15 protein-coding genes are annotated in these 14,938 nt (G+C 72.7%); 5 read left to right on the top strand and 10 right to left on the bottom strand.

The annotated features are described in order from the left end of the window. Positions 1-198 precede the first annotated feature (198 nt). Positions 199-771 (bottom strand): TetR family transcriptional regulator, encoded by a 573-nt coding sequence (locus ACFYUV_RS18060; RefSeq protein ID WP_358292797.1) that lies wholly within the window; start codon positions 769-771, stop codon positions 199-201. Between the two features lie 87 nt (positions 772-858). On the opposite strand from ACFYUV_RS18060, the gene ACFYUV_RS18055 reads away from it, so the two are divergent. Continuing rightward, positions 859-2,064 (top strand): MFS transporter, encoded by a 1,206-nt coding sequence (locus ACFYUV_RS18055; protein ID WP_387669725.1) that lies wholly within the window; start codon positions 859-861, stop codon positions 2,062-2,064. A 77-nt stretch (positions 2,065-2,141) separates the two neighbouring features. Here the strand turns inward: ACFYUV_RS18055 and ACFYUV_RS18050 are convergent, their stop codons facing one another. After that, positions 2,142-3,353, bottom strand: a complete 1,212-nt coding sequence (locus ACFYUV_RS18050) for an MCE family protein (protein WP_387669724.1) — start codon at positions 3,351-3,353, stop codon at positions 2,142-2,144. 140 nt (positions 3,354-3,493) lie between these two features. Between ACFYUV_RS18050 and ACFYUV_RS18045 the strand changes: the two genes are divergently transcribed. After that, positions 3,494-4,702: an acyl-CoA dehydrogenase family protein gene (locus tag ACFYUV_RS18045; RefSeq protein ID WP_358292788.1), complete on the top strand. Its 1,209-nt coding sequence runs from the start codon at positions 3,494-3,496 to the stop codon at positions 4,700-4,702. Positions 4,703-4,848: 146 nt separating this feature from the next. Here ACFYUV_RS18045 and atpE read toward each other — a convergent pair whose 3' ends face one another. The 5 genes from atpE to ACFYUV_RS18020 all read right to left on the bottom strand — a co-directional run bounded on the left by atpE (position 4,849) and on the right by ACFYUV_RS18020 (position 9,677). Continuing rightward, a complete protein-coding gene (gene atpE / locus ACFYUV_RS18040) occupies positions 4,849-5,082 on the bottom strand; it encodes an ATP synthase F0 subunit C (protein WP_352329951.1) in 234 nt (77 codons plus the stop codon). 206 nt (positions 5,083-5,288) lie between these two features. Beyond that, entirely contained in the window at positions 5,289-6,860 is a 1,572-nt protein-coding gene (locus ACFYUV_RS18035) for a M28 family metallopeptidase (protein WP_387669722.1), read from the bottom strand. Positions 6,861-7,013: 153 nt separating this feature from the next. Then, on the bottom strand, positions 7,014-7,931 hold the full coding sequence (locus tag ACFYUV_RS18030; protein ID WP_387669721.1) for a cation diffusion facilitator family transporter: 918 nt from the start codon (positions 7,929-7,931) through the stop codon (positions 7,014-7,016). Next, on the bottom strand, positions 7,931-8,320 hold the full coding sequence (locus ACFYUV_RS18025; RefSeq protein ID WP_387669719.1) for an ArsR/SmtB family transcription factor: 390 nt from the start codon (positions 8,318-8,320) through the stop codon (positions 7,931-7,933). The genes ACFYUV_RS18030 and ACFYUV_RS18025 overlap by 1 nt, the downstream gene beginning before the upstream one ends. 67 nt (positions 8,321-8,387) lie before the next feature. After that, the gene (locus ACFYUV_RS18020) at positions 8,388-9,677 is read right to left on the bottom strand and encodes an aminotransferase class V-fold PLP-dependent enzyme (RefSeq protein ID WP_387669718.1); all 1,290 of its coding nucleotides are present in this window, start codon (positions 9,675-9,677) and stop codon (positions 8,388-8,390) included. Between the two features lie 260 nt (positions 9,678-9,937). Between ACFYUV_RS18020 and ACFYUV_RS18015 the strand changes: the two genes are divergently transcribed. The 3 genes from ACFYUV_RS18015 (at position 9,938) to ACFYUV_RS18005 (ending at position 12,822) form a co-directional block, all read left to right on the top strand. Then, on the top strand, positions 9,938-10,396 hold the full coding sequence (locus ACFYUV_RS18015) for a hypothetical protein (RefSeq protein ID WP_387669716.1): 459 nt from the start codon (positions 9,938-9,940) through the stop codon (positions 10,394-10,396). A 90-nt stretch (positions 10,397-10,486) separates the two neighbouring features. Beyond that, on the top strand, positions 10,487-11,578 hold the full coding sequence (locus ACFYUV_RS18010; RefSeq protein ID WP_358301516.1) for a PLP-dependent cysteine synthase family protein: 1,092 nt from the start codon (positions 10,487-10,489) through the stop codon (positions 11,576-11,578). Then, positions 11,575-12,822: an MFS transporter gene (locus ACFYUV_RS18005; protein ID WP_387669714.1), complete on the top strand. Its 1,248-nt coding sequence runs from the start codon at positions 11,575-11,577 to the stop codon at positions 12,820-12,822. Before ACFYUV_RS18010 ends, ACFYUV_RS18005 begins: the two co-directional genes overlap by 4 nt. Before the next feature lie 16 nt (positions 12,823-12,838). Here the strand turns inward: ACFYUV_RS18005 and ACFYUV_RS18000 are convergent, their stop codons facing one another. The 3 genes from ACFYUV_RS18000 to ACFYUV_RS17990 form a co-directional block, all read right to left on the bottom strand. Continuing rightward, positions 12,839-13,504: a copper resistance protein CopC gene (locus ACFYUV_RS18000; RefSeq protein WP_387669713.1), complete on the bottom strand. Its 666-nt coding sequence runs from the start codon at positions 13,502-13,504 to the stop codon at positions 12,839-12,841. A 150-nt stretch (positions 13,505-13,654) separates the two neighbouring features. Continuing rightward, on the bottom strand, positions 13,655-14,302 hold the full coding sequence (locus ACFYUV_RS17995; RefSeq protein ID WP_387669711.1) for a hypothetical protein: 648 nt from the start codon (positions 14,300-14,302) through the stop codon (positions 13,655-13,657). A 129-nt stretch (positions 14,303-14,431) separates the two neighbouring features. Then, on the bottom strand, positions 14,432-14,887 hold the full coding sequence (locus ACFYUV_RS17990; RefSeq protein WP_387669709.1) for a hypothetical protein: 456 nt from the start codon (positions 14,885-14,887) through the stop codon (positions 14,432-14,434). Between the last annotated feature and the right edge of the window lie 51 nt (positions 14,888-14,938).

The raw sequence follows: 14,938 nt of genomic DNA, 5'->3' as shown, positions 1-14,938 counted from the left end.
CGCCATCGGCCCGCCGACGCGGCCGGCTCAGCCACCCCTGGCCTGCCTTCGGGGGATGACCCGCCACCGCGCCCGGCCCCCTTAGAGGGCGGTTCCGTCGCTCTTGGCTTGTCCTTAGGGTGGGCCCGGGATGGCTGGTTTGCCGTACCTGCTCCTTGACCGGCCTGCGGCGTCAGCGGGCGGGCACCCCGTGAGGCGCTACTTGAGGGCCGCTGTCACGAAGGCGCTGATCTGGTCGCGGATGGCGTCGTGGTCGTCGGCGTCGTCGCCCAGCATGATCCGCCCGAGCTGCGGCATCATCGACGGGAACAGCGCGAGCCCGGTCAGCATGAACAGCGTGCGCGCCGTCGCCTTCGACGGCTCCTCGCCGCGCCCCTCGGCCAGCGAGGCCGCCTTGCGCGCACACCGCTCGACCCTGGCCTCCTGGCCGGGCAGCAGCTCCTGGCCGCGGTAGTTGAGCGCCTCCCACATGAGCAGCCGGACCAGGTCGGGATGGCGCCGGTAGTAGTCGGTCAGCCGGGCCACGTAGTCGACGGGGTCGGCGCCGGGCAGGGCGATCTGCGACGTCAGGTCGTCGAGCGCCTCGTTGATGACGGCGTCGAACAACTTCTCCTTGTTGCCGAAATGCCCGTAGATGCGCTCTTTGTTGACGCCGGCACGCTCCGCGATGCGATCCACGCGCGCCCCCGCCACGCCGTACGCGGCGAACTCCTCGCGGGCGGCTTCGAGCAGGGCGGCCCGGGTGGCGGCGGTCGAGACCTTGGGTGACATGCCACCATTCTGCCACCAACAACTAGTTGGTTGAAAACCAACTATTCAGTTGACGTCCAACTGGTTGGTTGGCTACCGTCCTCTCCCATGGCACTCACGCTTCCCCGTACGGCGGCCGCTCCGGCAGTCCGTACCGATTACGCCCGCTTCGGCCGCACCCTGTTGGCGTTCACCCTCACCGCGGTCCTGTGCAGCGGCCAGTTGTACATCGTGATCCCCCTGCTGCACGACATGGCGACCGGCTGGCACGCCTCACCCGGCGGCCTGACCTGGCTGGTCACCGCGTTCGGCGCCGGCTACGGCATCGGGTTCCTGGTGTTCGGCCCCCTTTCCGACCGGTACGGCCGCCGCCGCCTGCTGATGGCCGGTCTGCCGCTTGCCGCGTTGACCAGCGCGTTGGTGGCGTTGAGCCCGAACGTCGAGGTGGCCCTGGTGTTGCGTGCCCTGCAGGGGGTGGCCGTGGCGATGTTCCCGCCCGCCGGCATGGCCTATCTGGCCGAACGGCTAGAGCCGCGGCGCCGTGTGATCGCCATCGCCGCGGTGACCGGCGCTTTCCTGGCCTCGGCCGTGTTGTTGCAGGTCGCCGCGCAGGTGCTGGTCGAGACGATCGGCTGGCGGGGGCTGTTCCTGCTGTCGGCCGCCGGTTTCGCCCTCGCCGGGCTCGGCCTGCGCGCCGTCATGCTGCCCGACCTGCCGCGTGAGGCGGCCGGGTCGCTGCTGTCGGCCTATCGCGCGGTGCCCGGCCTGCTGTTCGACCGGGTGCTCGCGCTGCGTTACCTGGCGACGGTCATGTTGATGGCCGGGTTCGTCGCCGTCTACACCGGGTTGCAGATCTACGGCGGCACGTCCGCCGCCGACCTGCTCACGTTGCGCGCCTCCGGGCTGCCCTCGATCGTGCTGATGCCGGTGCTCATGCCGTGGCTGGCCCGGATCCCCACCACGGCCAGGGCCGCCGCGTTCCTGGCCGTGGGCGCGCTCGCCCTGGCGGCCGTCGCGTTCAGCGGGGCCGGCGCCCTCGGCCTGGTGCTCCTGCTGGCCGTCTACGTCGCCGCCATCACCGGCGGCCTGCCCAGCATGAACGAGGCCATCTCCGCCCAGGCCGGACCGGCCCGCGGCACGGCGCTCGCGCTGTTCTCCTTCGCCCTCGCCGTCGGCGGCAGCGTCGGCCCGCAGCTCGCGGCCGCCTTCGGCGGGTTCACGCCGCTGGTGTACGGCCTGGCGATCGGCATGGGCGTGGCCGCCCTGGCCGTCCTCGCCTCCGCCCACCGCTCCACCCGTACCGCTGCCCACTGACCCGCCCCAACCTGTCCCTCCAGGCCCCCACCGGACGCCGACCCGGCGCCTGATGGGGGCCGGGCTGCGTGAGGCGGTCAGCGGATCGTGACGAGCCCGCCGAGCGACAGGTCGGGGCGGTCGATCCGCACATCGGGCAGCAGCCACGACGTGTCGATCGCCACCGTGTCGTTGAGCGCCCGTGCCAGGGGGTTGAGCGCGCCGAGCACCGACTCGCAGCCGCCGTCCATGGAATGGGCCAGCGAGCACAACCACATCGCGACGTCGTCGGTCTGGCCGTTGAGGTTGAACCGGGCCCGGAACGTCGCGCTCACGGGGTCGTAGGCGTTGTTCGCGTTGTTCAGGGCGAGCGGCGCGGTGTCGAGGAACGTGCCGATGGACGCGCGCTGACGCACCAGCAGGGTGGTGAGGTGGGCGAGATCGCGGGTGTTGGCGGCGATCTCGCCCCTGTTGTCCTCGACGAAGTCGGCGACCTGCGTGAGCGTGGAGGACAGCTGGCCCAGCACCGCGCGCAGCTCTTCGCGCTCGCCGTCGAGCTGCGCCGACACGCCCGCCAGGTCCTTCATGAACGCCCGGATCCGCGCGTCGTCGCGGGCCATCGCCCCGGTGATCGTGGCCAGGTCGCGGACGGTCTGAGCCAGGTCGTCGCCGTCGCCGGCCAGCACGGAGGCCGCGTCGGACAGGCCCCGCACGGTGGCCCCCACCGTCTCGCCCTGCCCGCCGAACGTGCCCGCCGAGACCCGCAACAACCGCGCCAGCGCCCCACGCTCCTCCGCCGCCACACCATCCGCCCCCGGCCGAGGCGAACCGGGCCGCGGGGAGTTGGACCGAGGGGAATCGGGCTGAGGTGAATCGGGTTCGGGCGAGACCGGTGGGGCGAGGGCTGCGGCGAGCTGGTCGTAGCCGCGTAACGCCTCGTCGATCTCGACCGGCGAGCGGGTCCGGCCCAGCGTGCCGTCGTCCTGGAGTACGGGCCCGCCCCGGTACGGCGGTGTGAGCTGCACGAACCGGTCGGCGATCAGCGACCGTGCCACGATGACCGCCTGCGCGGCGGCCGGGACCTTGCGCCCGGCGTCGAGCGCCAGCTCCACCCGGACCTGCGCGCCCGCCGGGCTGACCGCGGTGACCCGCCCGACCCGCACCCCGAGGACCCGCACGTCGGACCCCGGATACAGCCCCACGGCGGCGTCGAAGTAGGCGACGGCACGGACGCCCGCGACCGGCCTGAGCAGCAGATACGCCGCCCCCAGCACGAGGACGACGAGAAGTGCGGCGAGCCGGCGGTCCATCGGCCTTCCTCGATCGACATGGGCGTACGGTGACCAGAACATTACCGTGAGTCGCCGGACCGTCGCACCTTCCGGTCGAGCCCTACTCGCCGGTAGGGTGTTACCCGCGGTAACAACGGAACGGCCAGGGAGTGGACACGATGACCGGGTTCTGTCCGGAGCTCAGTGACGACGTGATCGAGGTGCGTGACTGGGTCCACGCGTTCGCCCGCGACGTGATCCGCCCCGCGGGCGCCGAATGGGACGAACGCGAGCAGACTCCCTGGCCCGTGATCCAGGAAGCCGCCAAGATCGGCCTGTACTCACTGGACTTCTTCGCCACCCAATGGTTCGAGCAGAGCGGCCTGGCCCTGCCGGTGGCGTTCGAGGAGATCTTCTGGGGGGACGCCGGCATCGGCCTGTCCATCGTCGGCACCGGCCTGGCCGCCGCCGCGCTGTCCGCGAACGGCACCCCGGAGCAGCTGGGGGAGTGGCTGCCGCAGATGTTCGGCACGGAGAACGACGTCAAGCTGGGCGCCTTCTGCGCCTCCGAGCCCGACGCCGGCTCCGACATCGGCGCCATCCGCACCCGCGCCGTGCACGACAACGGCGACTGGGTGCTGAACGGCGTCAAGACCTGGGCCACGAACGGCGGCATCGCCGATGTGCACGTGGTCGTCGCCTCGGTGGACCCGTCCCTGGGCACCCGCGGGCAGGCCAGCTTCGTCGTCCCGCCCGGCACGCCGGGCCTGTCGATGGGGCAGAAGTTCCGCAAGCACGGCATCCGCGCCTCGCACACCGCCGAGGTGATCCTTGAGGACGTGCGCGTGCCGGGCTCGTGCCTGCTGGGCGGCAAGGAGAAGCTGGACGCCCGCCTGGCCAGGGTCCGCAACGGCGAACGCGCCGGCGAGCAGGCCGCGATGCGCACATTCGAGACCACCCGCCCGTCGGTCGCCGCGATGGCCGTCGGCATCGCCCGCGCGGGCTTCGAGTACGCCAGGGACTACGCCCGCGAACGCGAGCAGTTCGGCCGCAGGATCGGCGACAACCAGGCGATCGCGTTCCTGCTCGCCGACATGGCGACCCGCGTCGACGTGGCCCGCCTGCTGACCTGGCGCGCCGCCTGGATGGCCCGCAACGGCAGGCCGTTCGAGCAGGCCGAGGGCTCGATGTCGAAGCTGGTGGCGGGCGAGACGGCGGTGTGGGTGACCGAACAGGCGATCCAGATCCTCGGCGGCGCCGGCTACACCCGGGAACACCCGGTGGAACGTTTCCACCGCGACGCCAAAATTTATACGATTTTCGAGGGCACGAGCGAGATTCAACGGCTCATCATCGGCCGCGCGGTAACCGGCCTGCCCGTGCGCTGAGGAACGTCCGCTGAGGAACGTTTGCTGAGGAACGTTTGCTGAGGAACGTCGGCTGAGGAATGGTCGTGGGGGTGGAGTGACTCCGGGGCGGTCATCGCCACCCATCTTCAGCTCGAATTCGCCATTCGCGTCGCGGAGCGCGGCGATTACTTGAGGAACTGGAAGATGAACGGCGCCACCAGCCCGATCAGAGCCAGCGCCTCGGTGAGGACGAAACCGAGCAGGATGTTCTGGCGGATCAGCGGATACGCCTCGGGCTGGCGGGCGATGGCCTGCACGCCCTGGCCGAAGATGATGCCGACGCCCACGCCGGGGCCGATCGCGGCCAGACCGTAACCGATGGCGGTGATGTTGCCGGAGACTTGAGCGAGTACGTGCATTGCGCCGCCTTTCTGGCGTCCGGTGAAGCAGTGAATCGCTGGTCTGCTTGCATTCCAACCCGGGGACGCGAGAAAGAAAATATGGCGTTTCTCCAATTTCTCCGCAAAATGCTCGTTGATCGGCGTACTGGACAAATCGATCTACATGTAGAACGCGTGAGCGGATCCTTCCGTGCGCCCGGCGCGGGCGCACGGAAGGATCGGGGTCAGCGGGTCTCCCTGCCTTCGATGGTCGCCTTGAGGGTGCCTGTGGCGGTCCGGGCCTTGGCGGCCGGCCGGGCGGCGTCGGGGCCGGGCAGGTCGCGGCTGTAGGCGTAGACGACGGCCGCCGTGGCGACCGCGCCGGTGTTCAGCGCGAGCGCCTTGTCGTTGATGTTGGCGATGGTGTCGCAGGCCTGGTGGTAGCAGGGGTCGTAGGGCTGTCCGGCGGTGCCGCCGAAGATCGCGGCTTCCTCGGGCGTCTTGATGCCCTCGGCGCCGGTGAACACGCCGCCGGAGGGGATGCCGGCCTCGATGAACGGGCCGTAGTCGGAGCGGCCGTCGAAGTCGGTGCCGTTGTGTCCCTGGTGCAGCAGGTCGAAGTACTTCTCGTAGAGCTTCTCGATCTCGTCGGAGCCGGGCGGGCCCGCGGGGGCGCCGACGCCGTCGGAGTCGTCGCCGTCGTAGATCTTGAAGGCGTAGTTGGTGGAGCCGAGCATGTCGTAGTCGAGGAAGAGCTTGATCTTGGACAGCTCGGCCGCGGGCAGGGTCTCCACGTAGTGGATCGAGCCGAGCAGGCCCAGCTCCTCGGCGCTCCACCAGGCGAAGCGCAGCCGGTTGCGGGTCGGGATCTTGCCCAGGGCCTCGGCGACGGCGAGCGTGGCGGCGGTGCCGGAGCCGTCGTCGTTGATGCCGGGCCCGGCCGGGACGGAGTCGAGGTGGGCGCCGGACATGACCACCTTGTTCGGGTCACCCCACTTGGAGTCGGCGATGACGTTGTAGGTGGTGCGCATCTCGCTGACGGTGTCGGTCTTGATGTGGATGACGCCGCCGGTCGTGGCCAGTTCCTGGCCGACGTCGAAGCTGGTGCCCAGCACGGGGATGGTGACGGGCGTGCCGAGGTTCCCGCGCAGGGTCGCGGTGCGGCCCGGCTGGCCCTCGTTGAAGACGATCACCGCCACGGCCCCCGCGGCCTTGGCGTTGTTCGCCTTGACCACGAAGTCGCAGGTCCCGCGCTGGAGCAGCGCGATGTTGCCGGGCGTGAACCCGGCGAAGTCGGCCGCCTCGCACCCGGAGTTGGACGTGCTGGGCGTCGGGCCGGGCGGCAGGACGAGGTCCACGTTCTGCAGCGACGCGGTGACCTCGCCGGACCCGGAGTACGTCATGGTGGCGAACTCGCCGACGGAGGAGCCGTCGGGCGGCGTCGGGGTGAAGACGCGCGGGCTGGGGGAGAGGCGCTCCATCAGCGCCGTGGACTTCTCCTCGAAGTAGGCGATGTCGAACGGCTGGAGGGTGACGTTGTAACCGGCCTTCTTGAGCTTGGCCGCGACATAGTCGCGCGAGGCCAGGTGGCCGCTGGTGCCGGCGGCGCGGTTGCCGTTGTTGGCGTCGGCGATGCTCTGTAACGCCTGCAGGTGTTTCTTCACCGCCGGCGCGGTGACCGAGTCGATCAGCTTCTTCTCGGCCGGGGCAGGCGTGGGGTCCGCCTGCGCCGCGGTCGGAAGGAGAGCCAGAGGCAGGGACAGTGCCGCGGCCGTCGCAAGGACGCGGAAGGTGCCTCTGCGCAGGGTGATGCGCATACGAGCTCCTTGAACTGTGATGAAACAGGTGTCTTTCCCGATTCAGCGGCCCAGGAGAATACATAAGCCGACAAATCCACCCGTGGGAAGAATTTGAGTCGTCCAATGTTGGACAAGTGCACCGTGGGGACGGCAGGGCCGGTGCGCCGCCCGCTACCAGCCCAGTTCGTCGCAGCCCTGGTGGTCGACCGGCTCCACCTGCAACGTGGCGTGCGCGATGTGGTGGCGCTGCCGCAGCACGTCGCGGGCCCGGTCCAGGACGGCGTGGTTGTCGCTCGGCTCGGCGGTGACCAGGTGCGCGGTGGCCACGTTCATGCCGGAGGTGAGCGTCCACAGGTGCAGGTCGTGCACGTCGTGCACGCCGTCGATGGCGGCCAGGTCGGCCGCCACGGCGGCGGCGTCGATGCCCTCGGGCACGTGCTGCCCGAGCACCGCGAACACCTGCCGGCCGAGCGAGATCGCGCGGACGGCCACGAACACCCCGATGGCCAGCGCGACGACGGTGTCCCAGAACGCCTGCCCGGTGGCGGCCACCAGCCAGCCGGCCACGATGACGCCGACCGAGCCGGCGGTGTCGGCCACGACCTCCAGGTAGGCGCCCTTGACGTTGAGGCTCTCGCTCGCGCCCGAGCGCAGCAGGAGCAGGGCCACGAGGTTCACCACGAGGCCGATGGCGCCGACGACGAGCATCGGGCCGGAGGAGACCTCGGCGTTCCCGCCGATGCGGCCGATCGCCTCGATCACGACGTACAGGGCGACGCCGAGCATCAGCACGACGGCCAGCAGTGAGGCGAACACCTCGGCCCGGTAGGAGCCGTAGCTGCGCCGGCCGGTGGTGTCGGGGCGAGCGGCGATCCTGGTGGCGACCAGCGCCGCGCCGAGCGTGACGACGTCGGCGGCCATGTGCCCGGCGTCCGACATCAGGGCCAGCGACCCGGAGAGAAGGCCGTAGCCCAGCTCGACCAGGAAGAACGCGCCGATCAGGACGAACGAGACCGCCAGCCGCCAGCGGTGCCGGGCCCCGGCGTGCCCCTGGGCCTGTCCGTGTCCGTGCCCGTGTCCGGCGCCCATCACGACGTCCCTTCGCGTTCGGGGTGGATGGCCTCGGTGTGCTCGGTGTGGGCCAGCGCCAGGTCCAGCAGCATCCGGACGTGCGGATCCTCCAGCCGGTAGTACGCCATCCGGCCCGAGCGACGGGCGGCCACGATGCGATGGGCACGCAGCAGGCGCAGCGCGTGGGAGACCGCCGACTCGCTCTGCCCGGTCACCGCCGCCAGGTCGCACACGCACAGCTCGCCGTCCAGCAGGGCGACCAGCAGCTTCAGCCGGTTGGGGTCGGACAGCAGGCCGAAGACGTCGGCCGTGTCGGCCAGGTCCGCGGCGGCGGGCATGCGCTCGTGCACGGCAGCGACGCGGTCGGCGTCGACCACCTTGACCGCGCAGCCGTCCACGGCCAACACGTGCTCATTTGAAGAACTGTTCACATGTCCAACTTAGCGGGACATGTCGGTGATCTGTCAACCTGTCTCAGGCTCGCAGCCGCGGGGTCAGCCGCCGCAGCGCCGCCGCCAGCCGGTCCACCTGCGCCGCCGAGGTGAACAGCGCCGGGGTGACCCGGACGGCGTCGCCCCCGGCCATGCCCGTGCGGGCGACCGTGTAGAGGCCGTAGGCGTCCAGCAGGGTGGCGGCGACGGCCTCGTTGTCGGCCGTGGAGGTGCGGCCGGCGATGCGGAAGGCGGTGATCGCGCCGTACATGCCGGGCTCGTCCGGGGTGAGGATCTGCAGGCCCGGCAGGTCGCGGACCTGGCTCACCCACCGGTCGCGCAGGTGCCGCAGCCTGGCCTGCTTGACGGCCGCGCCGAGCCGCAGGTGGAAGTCGAGCGCGTCGGGGACCGTGAGGGGCGCCGCGACGTCCATGGTGCCCGAATGGACCCGCGAGCGGATGTCGCCGGCCGGGAAGCTCTCGTCGCCGAAGACGGGCTCGATGTCGGCCAGCCGGTCCCGGCGGATGTAGAGGAACCCGGTGCCGAGGGGCGCGCCGATCCACTTGTGCAGCGAGAACGCGGCGAAGTCGGCGTCGAGGGCGGGCAGGGTGAAGTCGAGCTGTCCCCAGGAGTGGGCGGCGTCCACGACGACGTCCACGCCGCGCTCGCGGGCCATCGCGACGATCTCCCGGACCGGCAGCACCAGGCCGGTGCGGTTGTTCAGGTGCGACAGCAGGAGCAGCCGGGCCCTCGGGGTGGTCCGCAGCACCCGCTCGTAGGCGTCCAGCGCCGCCTGCCGGGTGGCGGGCTCGGGGAGGACGAACCGGGCGACCGTGGCCGCGCGCCGCCCGGCCAGCCAGTTCATGGTGTGCTGGGCGGAGGGGTAGTCCAGGTCGGCGTAGAGCACGGCGTCGCCGGGCCGCAGCCGCCGGTAGCCGGAGATGAGGTTCTGCAGCGCCTCGGTGCCGCCCCGGGTGAGCGCGATCTCCGCACGGGTGACGCCCAGCAGCGCGGCGATCCGGTCGCGCACCTCGTCGGCCCTGGCCTTGTACGCCGTGCGCAGCAGGTGGGAGTTGCGGGCGTTGAGAACGTCGACGTTGCGGTGGTAGGCGCGCCGGACCGGCTCCGGCATGATCCCGTAGTAGCCGTTCTCCAGGTTGACGAAGTCGCCGCTGACCCGGAACTGCCCGGCCACGCCCGCCCAGAAGCGTTCGTCCCGAGCCAGGTCCGCGGCGTCGGCGCCGGCGGCCCGCGGGAGCGCCTGGGGGAGCGCCTGGGGGAGCGCGGCCAGCGCGCCGGCCCCGGCGATGACCGCGCGTCTGGACAGGGCCATGAGACACCCCCAAGGTCGGGCGGCGCGGAATCGGGGCCGCGCCGGCGAATGCCAGTGTCGCGGAGATGCCGCCGCGCGGCGAAAACGGCTCGCCGTCGTTCCCGCCATCCGGCGGGAAATCGAGGGCGTCGAACCGGAGGTCTGGAAGCGGTTGGCGGCGGCGATTCCCGTGCGCGATTCCCGTGCGCCGGGAATTTCTTTACCTCGCCCTTGGCCTTTTCCCGGCGCGCCGCGCCGCGTGCCGGGCATGATCTGCGGTGATGCTCACGTCCAGGCCAGCCCGCACGCTCCGCCCGCCCGCCTCGGGGGCCGGCCGGTGGTGGCCGTACGCGATGCTGGCCCTCGCGATGCTGATCACCGTCGTGTTCGCGCACGGCGGCGGGTGCGCGGCCGTCGAGCTGTCCGAGCGGGCCCAGGGCGGCCCCGCGCCGTCCGTCCAGAGCGCCCACCTCGACGTGCATCGGCACGTCAGCTGGTTGCCCGGGCGGATGCCGGTGCGCGACGCCGGGTGCCTGCACGGCGAGCTGCCGCCGGGCCACCTGCACGGCACCGAGCAGGAGTGCGCGGCCACCGCCGCCGCCGCGCCGCCCGTGGCCGCCGTCCCCGTGCTCGCCGCCGGGCCCGCGGCCGTCGTGTCCGGGCCCCTACGACCCGCGCCGCGGGCCGCCTCGCGACAGGCCGTGTCAGGCCGCGAAAATCTCCACGTGATGCGCATATAGGACGCGCGTCTTTCGCTGTCGTCCTTTTCCACCGCGCCCGCGGCGTCTTCCGTGCCGCGCGGGCGCCGTTCATCTCGGGGATAACAACCTATGTCGTACGACACTTTGCCGCGCCCTGACATTCTGCCCGCCATCGGAAATTCGGGTATTTGCGTCACCGTCGGAAACACGCCGCTGGCGTTCGTCGCCGCGCCGTTCGTCGCGGACGGCGGCGGCTTCTGGGCCAAGCTGGAGGGCTTCAACCCGGGCGGCATCAAGGACCGGCCCGCCCTGCACATGGTCCGGCAGGCCCGCGCCCGGGGCGAGCTGGCCCCCGGCGCGACGATCGTCGAGTCCACCAGCGGCACCCTCGGACTCGGGCTGGCCCTGGCCGGCATCACCTTCGGCCATCCGGTCGTGCTGGTCGCCGACCCCGGCATGGAACCGCTCATGCAGCGGCTGCTGGCCTGCCACGGCGTACGGCTGGAGATCGTGCCGGAGCCGCATCCCACCGGCGGCTGGCAGCGGGCCCGCCGCGACCGGGTCGAGGAGCTGCTGGCCGAGCTGCCCGGCTCCTACTGCCCCGACCAGTACGGCAACCCCGACAACGTGGCCGCCTACGCCGGGCTGGCCCGCGAGCTGCTGTCCCAGCTGCCGCACATCGACACGCTGGTCTGCTCGGTCGGCACCGGCGGGCACAGCGCGGGCATCACCCGCGAGCTGCGCCGCCACCTGCCCCGGCTGCGGCTGGTCGGCGTCGACACCGTCGGCTCGACCATCTTCGGGCAGCCCGACCGCCACCGCCTGATGCGCGGCCTGGGCTCCAGCATCCACCCCGCCAACGTCGCCTACGACGCCTTCGACGAGGTCCACTGGGTGAGCGCCGCCGAGGCGGTGTGGGCCTGCCGCACCCTGGCGGCCCAGCACTACGTCTCCGGCGGCTGGAGCACCGGAGCCGTCAGCCTGGTGGCGCGCTGGCTGGCCGGACGGGCCGGGCCGGGCGGCTGCGTCGTCGCCGTCTTCCCCGACGGGCCCTGGCGCTACTGGAACACCGTGTTCGACGACGGCTACTGCCGCGCCCACGGCCTGCTCGGCGTCACCCCGGCCGACGCGCCCGACGAGCTGGACGACCCCGCCGAGCGGGAGGTGCGCCGCTGGACCCGCTGCGCCGCCGTCCGCGACCCGCTGGCGGGCCGGCGATGAGGGCCACGCTGGCGCAGTTCCGCTCCTTCGACCGGCCGATCCGGCTGCTGCAGATCAACCAGGCGGGCATCAACATCGGCTTCTACATGCTGATGCCCTACCTCGCCCAGCACCTGTCGGCCGGCGCGGGGCTCGCCGCCTGGACGATCGGGCTCATCCTCGGCCTGCGCAACGCCAGCCAGCAGGGCATGTTCCTGATCGGCGGCACGCTGGCCGACCGGTTCGGGCACAAACCCATGATCATGGCGGGGTGCGCGCTGCGTACCGTGGGGTTCGCGCTGTTCGGGCTCACCACGTCGCTGCCGCTGCTGGTGGCGGCCGCGGTGATCACAGGACTGGCCGGGGCGCTGTTCAACCCGGCGGCCCGCGCGTACCTGGCTGCCGCGGCCGGGCCGCGCAAGGTGGCGGCCTTCGCCGTGTTCAGCGTGTTCTACCAGGGCGGCATCCTGCTCGGGCCGCTGCTCGGGGTGCTGCTGCTGGCGGGCGGGTTCACCGCGGTGTGCCTGGGGGCGGCGGGGATCTTCGCCGTCCTGACCGTGTTGCAGGGGTTCTACCTGCCCGCGCGGCCCCGGGAGCCGGGGCGGGCGCGGCAGCCGGTGCTGCGGGCGTGGCGGCAGGCGTTCGGTGACCGCGCGTTCGTCTCGTTCGCGGCGTCGATGATCGCTTCGTACGCGCTGTCGTACCAGATGTACCTCGCCCTGCCGCTGGAGGTGCAGCGGGCTGGCGGCGGCCAGTGGGCGGTGACCGCCCTGTACGCGGTGTCGGCGCTGCTCGGCATCGCCGGGCAGGTGCGCCTGACCGCCTGGTGCGGCGAACGGTGGAGCCGCGGCCAGGCGATCACCCGCGGGCTGGCCCTCATGGGGGCGGCCTTCCTGCCCATGGTCGCCGCCGCGCAGCTCCACCTGCCGCGGGCGGCGACGCTGACGGCCGCGCTGCTGTGCGCACTGCTGCTCGGCGCCGGGACGCTGGTGGCCTTCCCGTTCGAGATGGCCACCATCGCCGACATGGCGGGCGAGGAGCTGGTCGGCACCTACTACGGCCTGTACAACCTGGCCTCCGGCGCGGGGATCCTGGCCGGGAACCTGCTGTCGGGCGCGCTGCTGGACGTCGCCGCCGACGCGGGCTGGGCGGGCCTGCCCTGGTTGTCACTGACCTTCGCGGGGCTGGCCTCGGCCCTGGCGGTGGCCCGCCTGGAACACCGCAGGGCCCTCCGGCCCCGCCTGCCGGCGGCCATGGCCACCTAGAGCCCTCGCGGCCCGGTCAGGGTCTGGGGTCGGCGTCCCCGGTGGTGCGCCTGCGGCGGCCGGCCACGACGGTCGCGGCTCCGCCCGCGACCAGCACCGCCGCGGCCACCCACAACCAGCCGGGCACGCCGCCCGAGCCCGTGTCCGCCTCGGCCTGGGCGACCGGTGACGAGGAGGCCGCCGGGGCGGCCTCGGCCGAGGTCCCGGTCGAGGTCCCGGTCGAGGACGTGGTCTCGGTCGGGGTCTCGGTCGGGGTGGCTTCGGGCTCGCTCGCGGCCGGGGTGGCCGGGGTGGTGACGGTGAAACGCAGTTCGCCGGCGATCGGGTGGCCGTCGGAGGAGACCACCCGCCAGGCCAGCCGGTACTTGCCGGGCTCCAGCGGCGCGGCCGGCTCGGCCTTCACCGTGACGCCCTGGGCCCGCGGCTTGCCCAGCGGCAGGTTCTCGCCCGCCGGGCCGTCGAGCACGAGGGTCGGCAGGGTCATACGGGAGGTGAACTCCAGCTCGATGCTCTCCACCTGCGCGAGCTTGGCGCCGTCGGCGGGTGAGCTGCTCTTCAGCCGGTCATGGGCCAGCGCGGCGGGCGCGGCGGCCAGCAGCAGCAGGACGGCGCCGCCGACGGCGACACCGGCACGAACGGCCGCCCGGAACGGGCGACGCGCGGGACGAAGGGAAGGGGTCACTGCGAACTCCGAGGTTCCTGGATCCGGCTCGATCGCCGGATGGACATGCGGTCCGGCGCGCGACGGGACGCGAGGGGCGTACCGCGGCGGCGCGGGCTGGGTCGTCTGCCTGCCGGGAGACACGCCGGACCCGCCGCATGACGGGGAACGTCAGCGGCCGGACGGCCGGGCGTGCGCAGCCGGGCGGGGCGGCCCGCGCCGGGAGAGGACCGGAGCCAGCAGCAGCGCCCGGTGAGCCGCCACGGGAGGCCACAGCGGGTACGCGCGGGCGGGCCCGGCGGGCGGCGGAGCCAGGACGGACAACCAGGCGCACAGGACGGCCCACAGCCGGGCCAGCCGGACCGTGCTCAACCGCAGCAACGCCGCCAGCGCCGCGTCACCGCGGGCCAGCCACCAGCTCGACGAGACGGCCACCGCCAGGTGGATCACCACCATCCCGGAGGAGCCGTGCCCATGGGCGACGACCCCGGCGGACGGCCCGGCGAGCGGCCCGCCGAAGGACGGCGAGGAGGCGTCGAGCAGGTGGCTCAGGCCGTACCGGGCGGACTCGGAGGCGTCGAAGAGCTCGTGGAGGCCGTACTGGGCGGCCACGCACATGGCCAGCAGGGGCGCCCATCCGCGGGGACGGGACCCGGCGGCGTAGGCGGCCGCGAAGGTCGCCGCGACGGCCAGGGCCAGCGGGCCGGGCGCGATCGCCGTACCGCCGACCAGCGTGTGCAGGGCCGCCGAGGCCAGGACGCACACGGCCGTGAACACCGCGGCGCGAAGCGCGCGGACCACGGGACGGGCGACCTGCATCCGGCCATCGTGCCAGAGCCCGGCCGGGTCGTCATCCGCGTCCTTGCGCACCAGGCGGGCGCGGAGGGCGGGCGCACCGGGCGGGCGCGACGGGCAGGCTCGGCGGGGAGCCGGGCCGGCTGGGAGGGGTCAGTGGTGTTGTGGGGTCTCAAGCTGGCCGCCCAGGCGGCCGCGTAGCCGTTCCAGCAGGTCGGCCGTGGCGACGACGACCCAGCGGTCGCCGACCAGGTACGCGCCGCCGTACGCCTGGGCGATGTCGAGCCAGTCTCGTTTGCCCTTGTCGGTGCTGAACGTCACGATCGTCAGGCGGCCCTGGGGGGTGTCGCAGGCCGCCTGCCGCAGCTCGGCGGCGTCGGTCTGCAGCTTCCCGGCGGGGCAGCCGAGCAGGGTGGTGAGCTGTTTCATGTCGCCGGCCGGCACCTTCGGCGCGACGGCGACGGCGGGGGCGGGGGGAGCGGCGCCGTGGTGGTGCGCCGGCTGCCCCTGGGGGACGGGGGCGGCCGCGCACCCCGCCAGCAGGGCGATGCCCAGGGCGGCGATCGCCTGCCGCGACGCGCGGACGGGTGCTTCGAGGGGTTCGGGCATGAGGTCGGTGTTCCGCCGGAGTGTCGATGGGACCGGTCCCCCGTGGGAAGA

Origin of the sequence: Nonomuraea sp. NPDC003560, assembly GCF_042878785.1 — a bacterium.
In the GTDB taxonomy this organism is placed as follows: Bacteria; Actinomycetota; Actinomycetes; order Streptosporangiales; family Streptosporangiaceae; genus Nonomuraea.
Note: the sequence above shows the minus strand (reverse complement) of the source record. Positions and strands in the feature narration are given on the sequence as shown.

Coding starts and splice junctions, on each gene's coding strand:
- ACFYUV_RS18010 (WP_358301516.1), top strand. CDS start 10,487: ATGTCGTACGACACTTTGCCGCGCCCTGACATTCTGCCCGCCATCGGA.
- ACFYUV_RS18015 (WP_387669716.1), top strand. CDS start 9,938: ATGCTCACGTCCAGGCCAGCCCGCACGCTCCGCCCGCCCGCCTCGGGG.
- ACFYUV_RS18060 (WP_358292797.1), bottom strand. CDS start 771: ATGTCACCCAAGGTCTCGACCGCCGCCACCCGGGCCGCCCTGCTCGAA.
- ACFYUV_RS17995 (WP_387669711.1), bottom strand. CDS start 14,302: ATGCAGGTCGCCCGTCCCGTGGTCCGCGCGCTTCGCGCCGCGGTGTTC.
- ACFYUV_RS18020 (WP_387669718.1), bottom strand. CDS start 9,677: ATGGCCCTGTCCAGACGCGCGGTCATCGCCGGGGCCGGCGCGCTGGCC.
- atpE (WP_352329951.1), bottom strand. CDS start 5,082: ATGCACGTACTCGCTCAAGTCTCCGGCAACATCACCGCCATCGGTTAC.
- ACFYUV_RS18005 (WP_387669714.1), top strand. CDS start 11,575: ATGAGGGCCACGCTGGCGCAGTTCCGCTCCTTCGACCGGCCGATCCGG.
- ACFYUV_RS18045 (WP_358292788.1), top strand. CDS start 3,494: ATGACCGGGTTCTGTCCGGAGCTCAGTGACGACGTGATCGAGGTGCGT.
- ACFYUV_RS18030 (WP_387669721.1), bottom strand. CDS start 7,931: ATGGGCGCCGGACACGGGCACGGACACGGACAGGCCCAGGGGCACGCC.
- ACFYUV_RS18050 (WP_387669724.1), bottom strand. CDS start 3,353: ATGGACCGCCGGCTCGCCGCACTTCTCGTCGTCCTCGTGCTGGGGGCG.
- ACFYUV_RS18035 (WP_387669722.1), bottom strand. CDS start 6,860: ATGCGCATCACCCTGCGCAGAGGCACCTTCCGCGTCCTTGCGACGGCC.
- ACFYUV_RS18055 (WP_387669725.1), top strand. CDS start 859: ATGGCACTCACGCTTCCCCGTACGGCGGCCGCTCCGGCAGTCCGTACC.
- ACFYUV_RS17990 (WP_387669709.1), bottom strand. CDS start 14,887: ATGCCCGAACCCCTCGAAGCACCCGTCCGCGCGTCGCGGCAGGCGATC.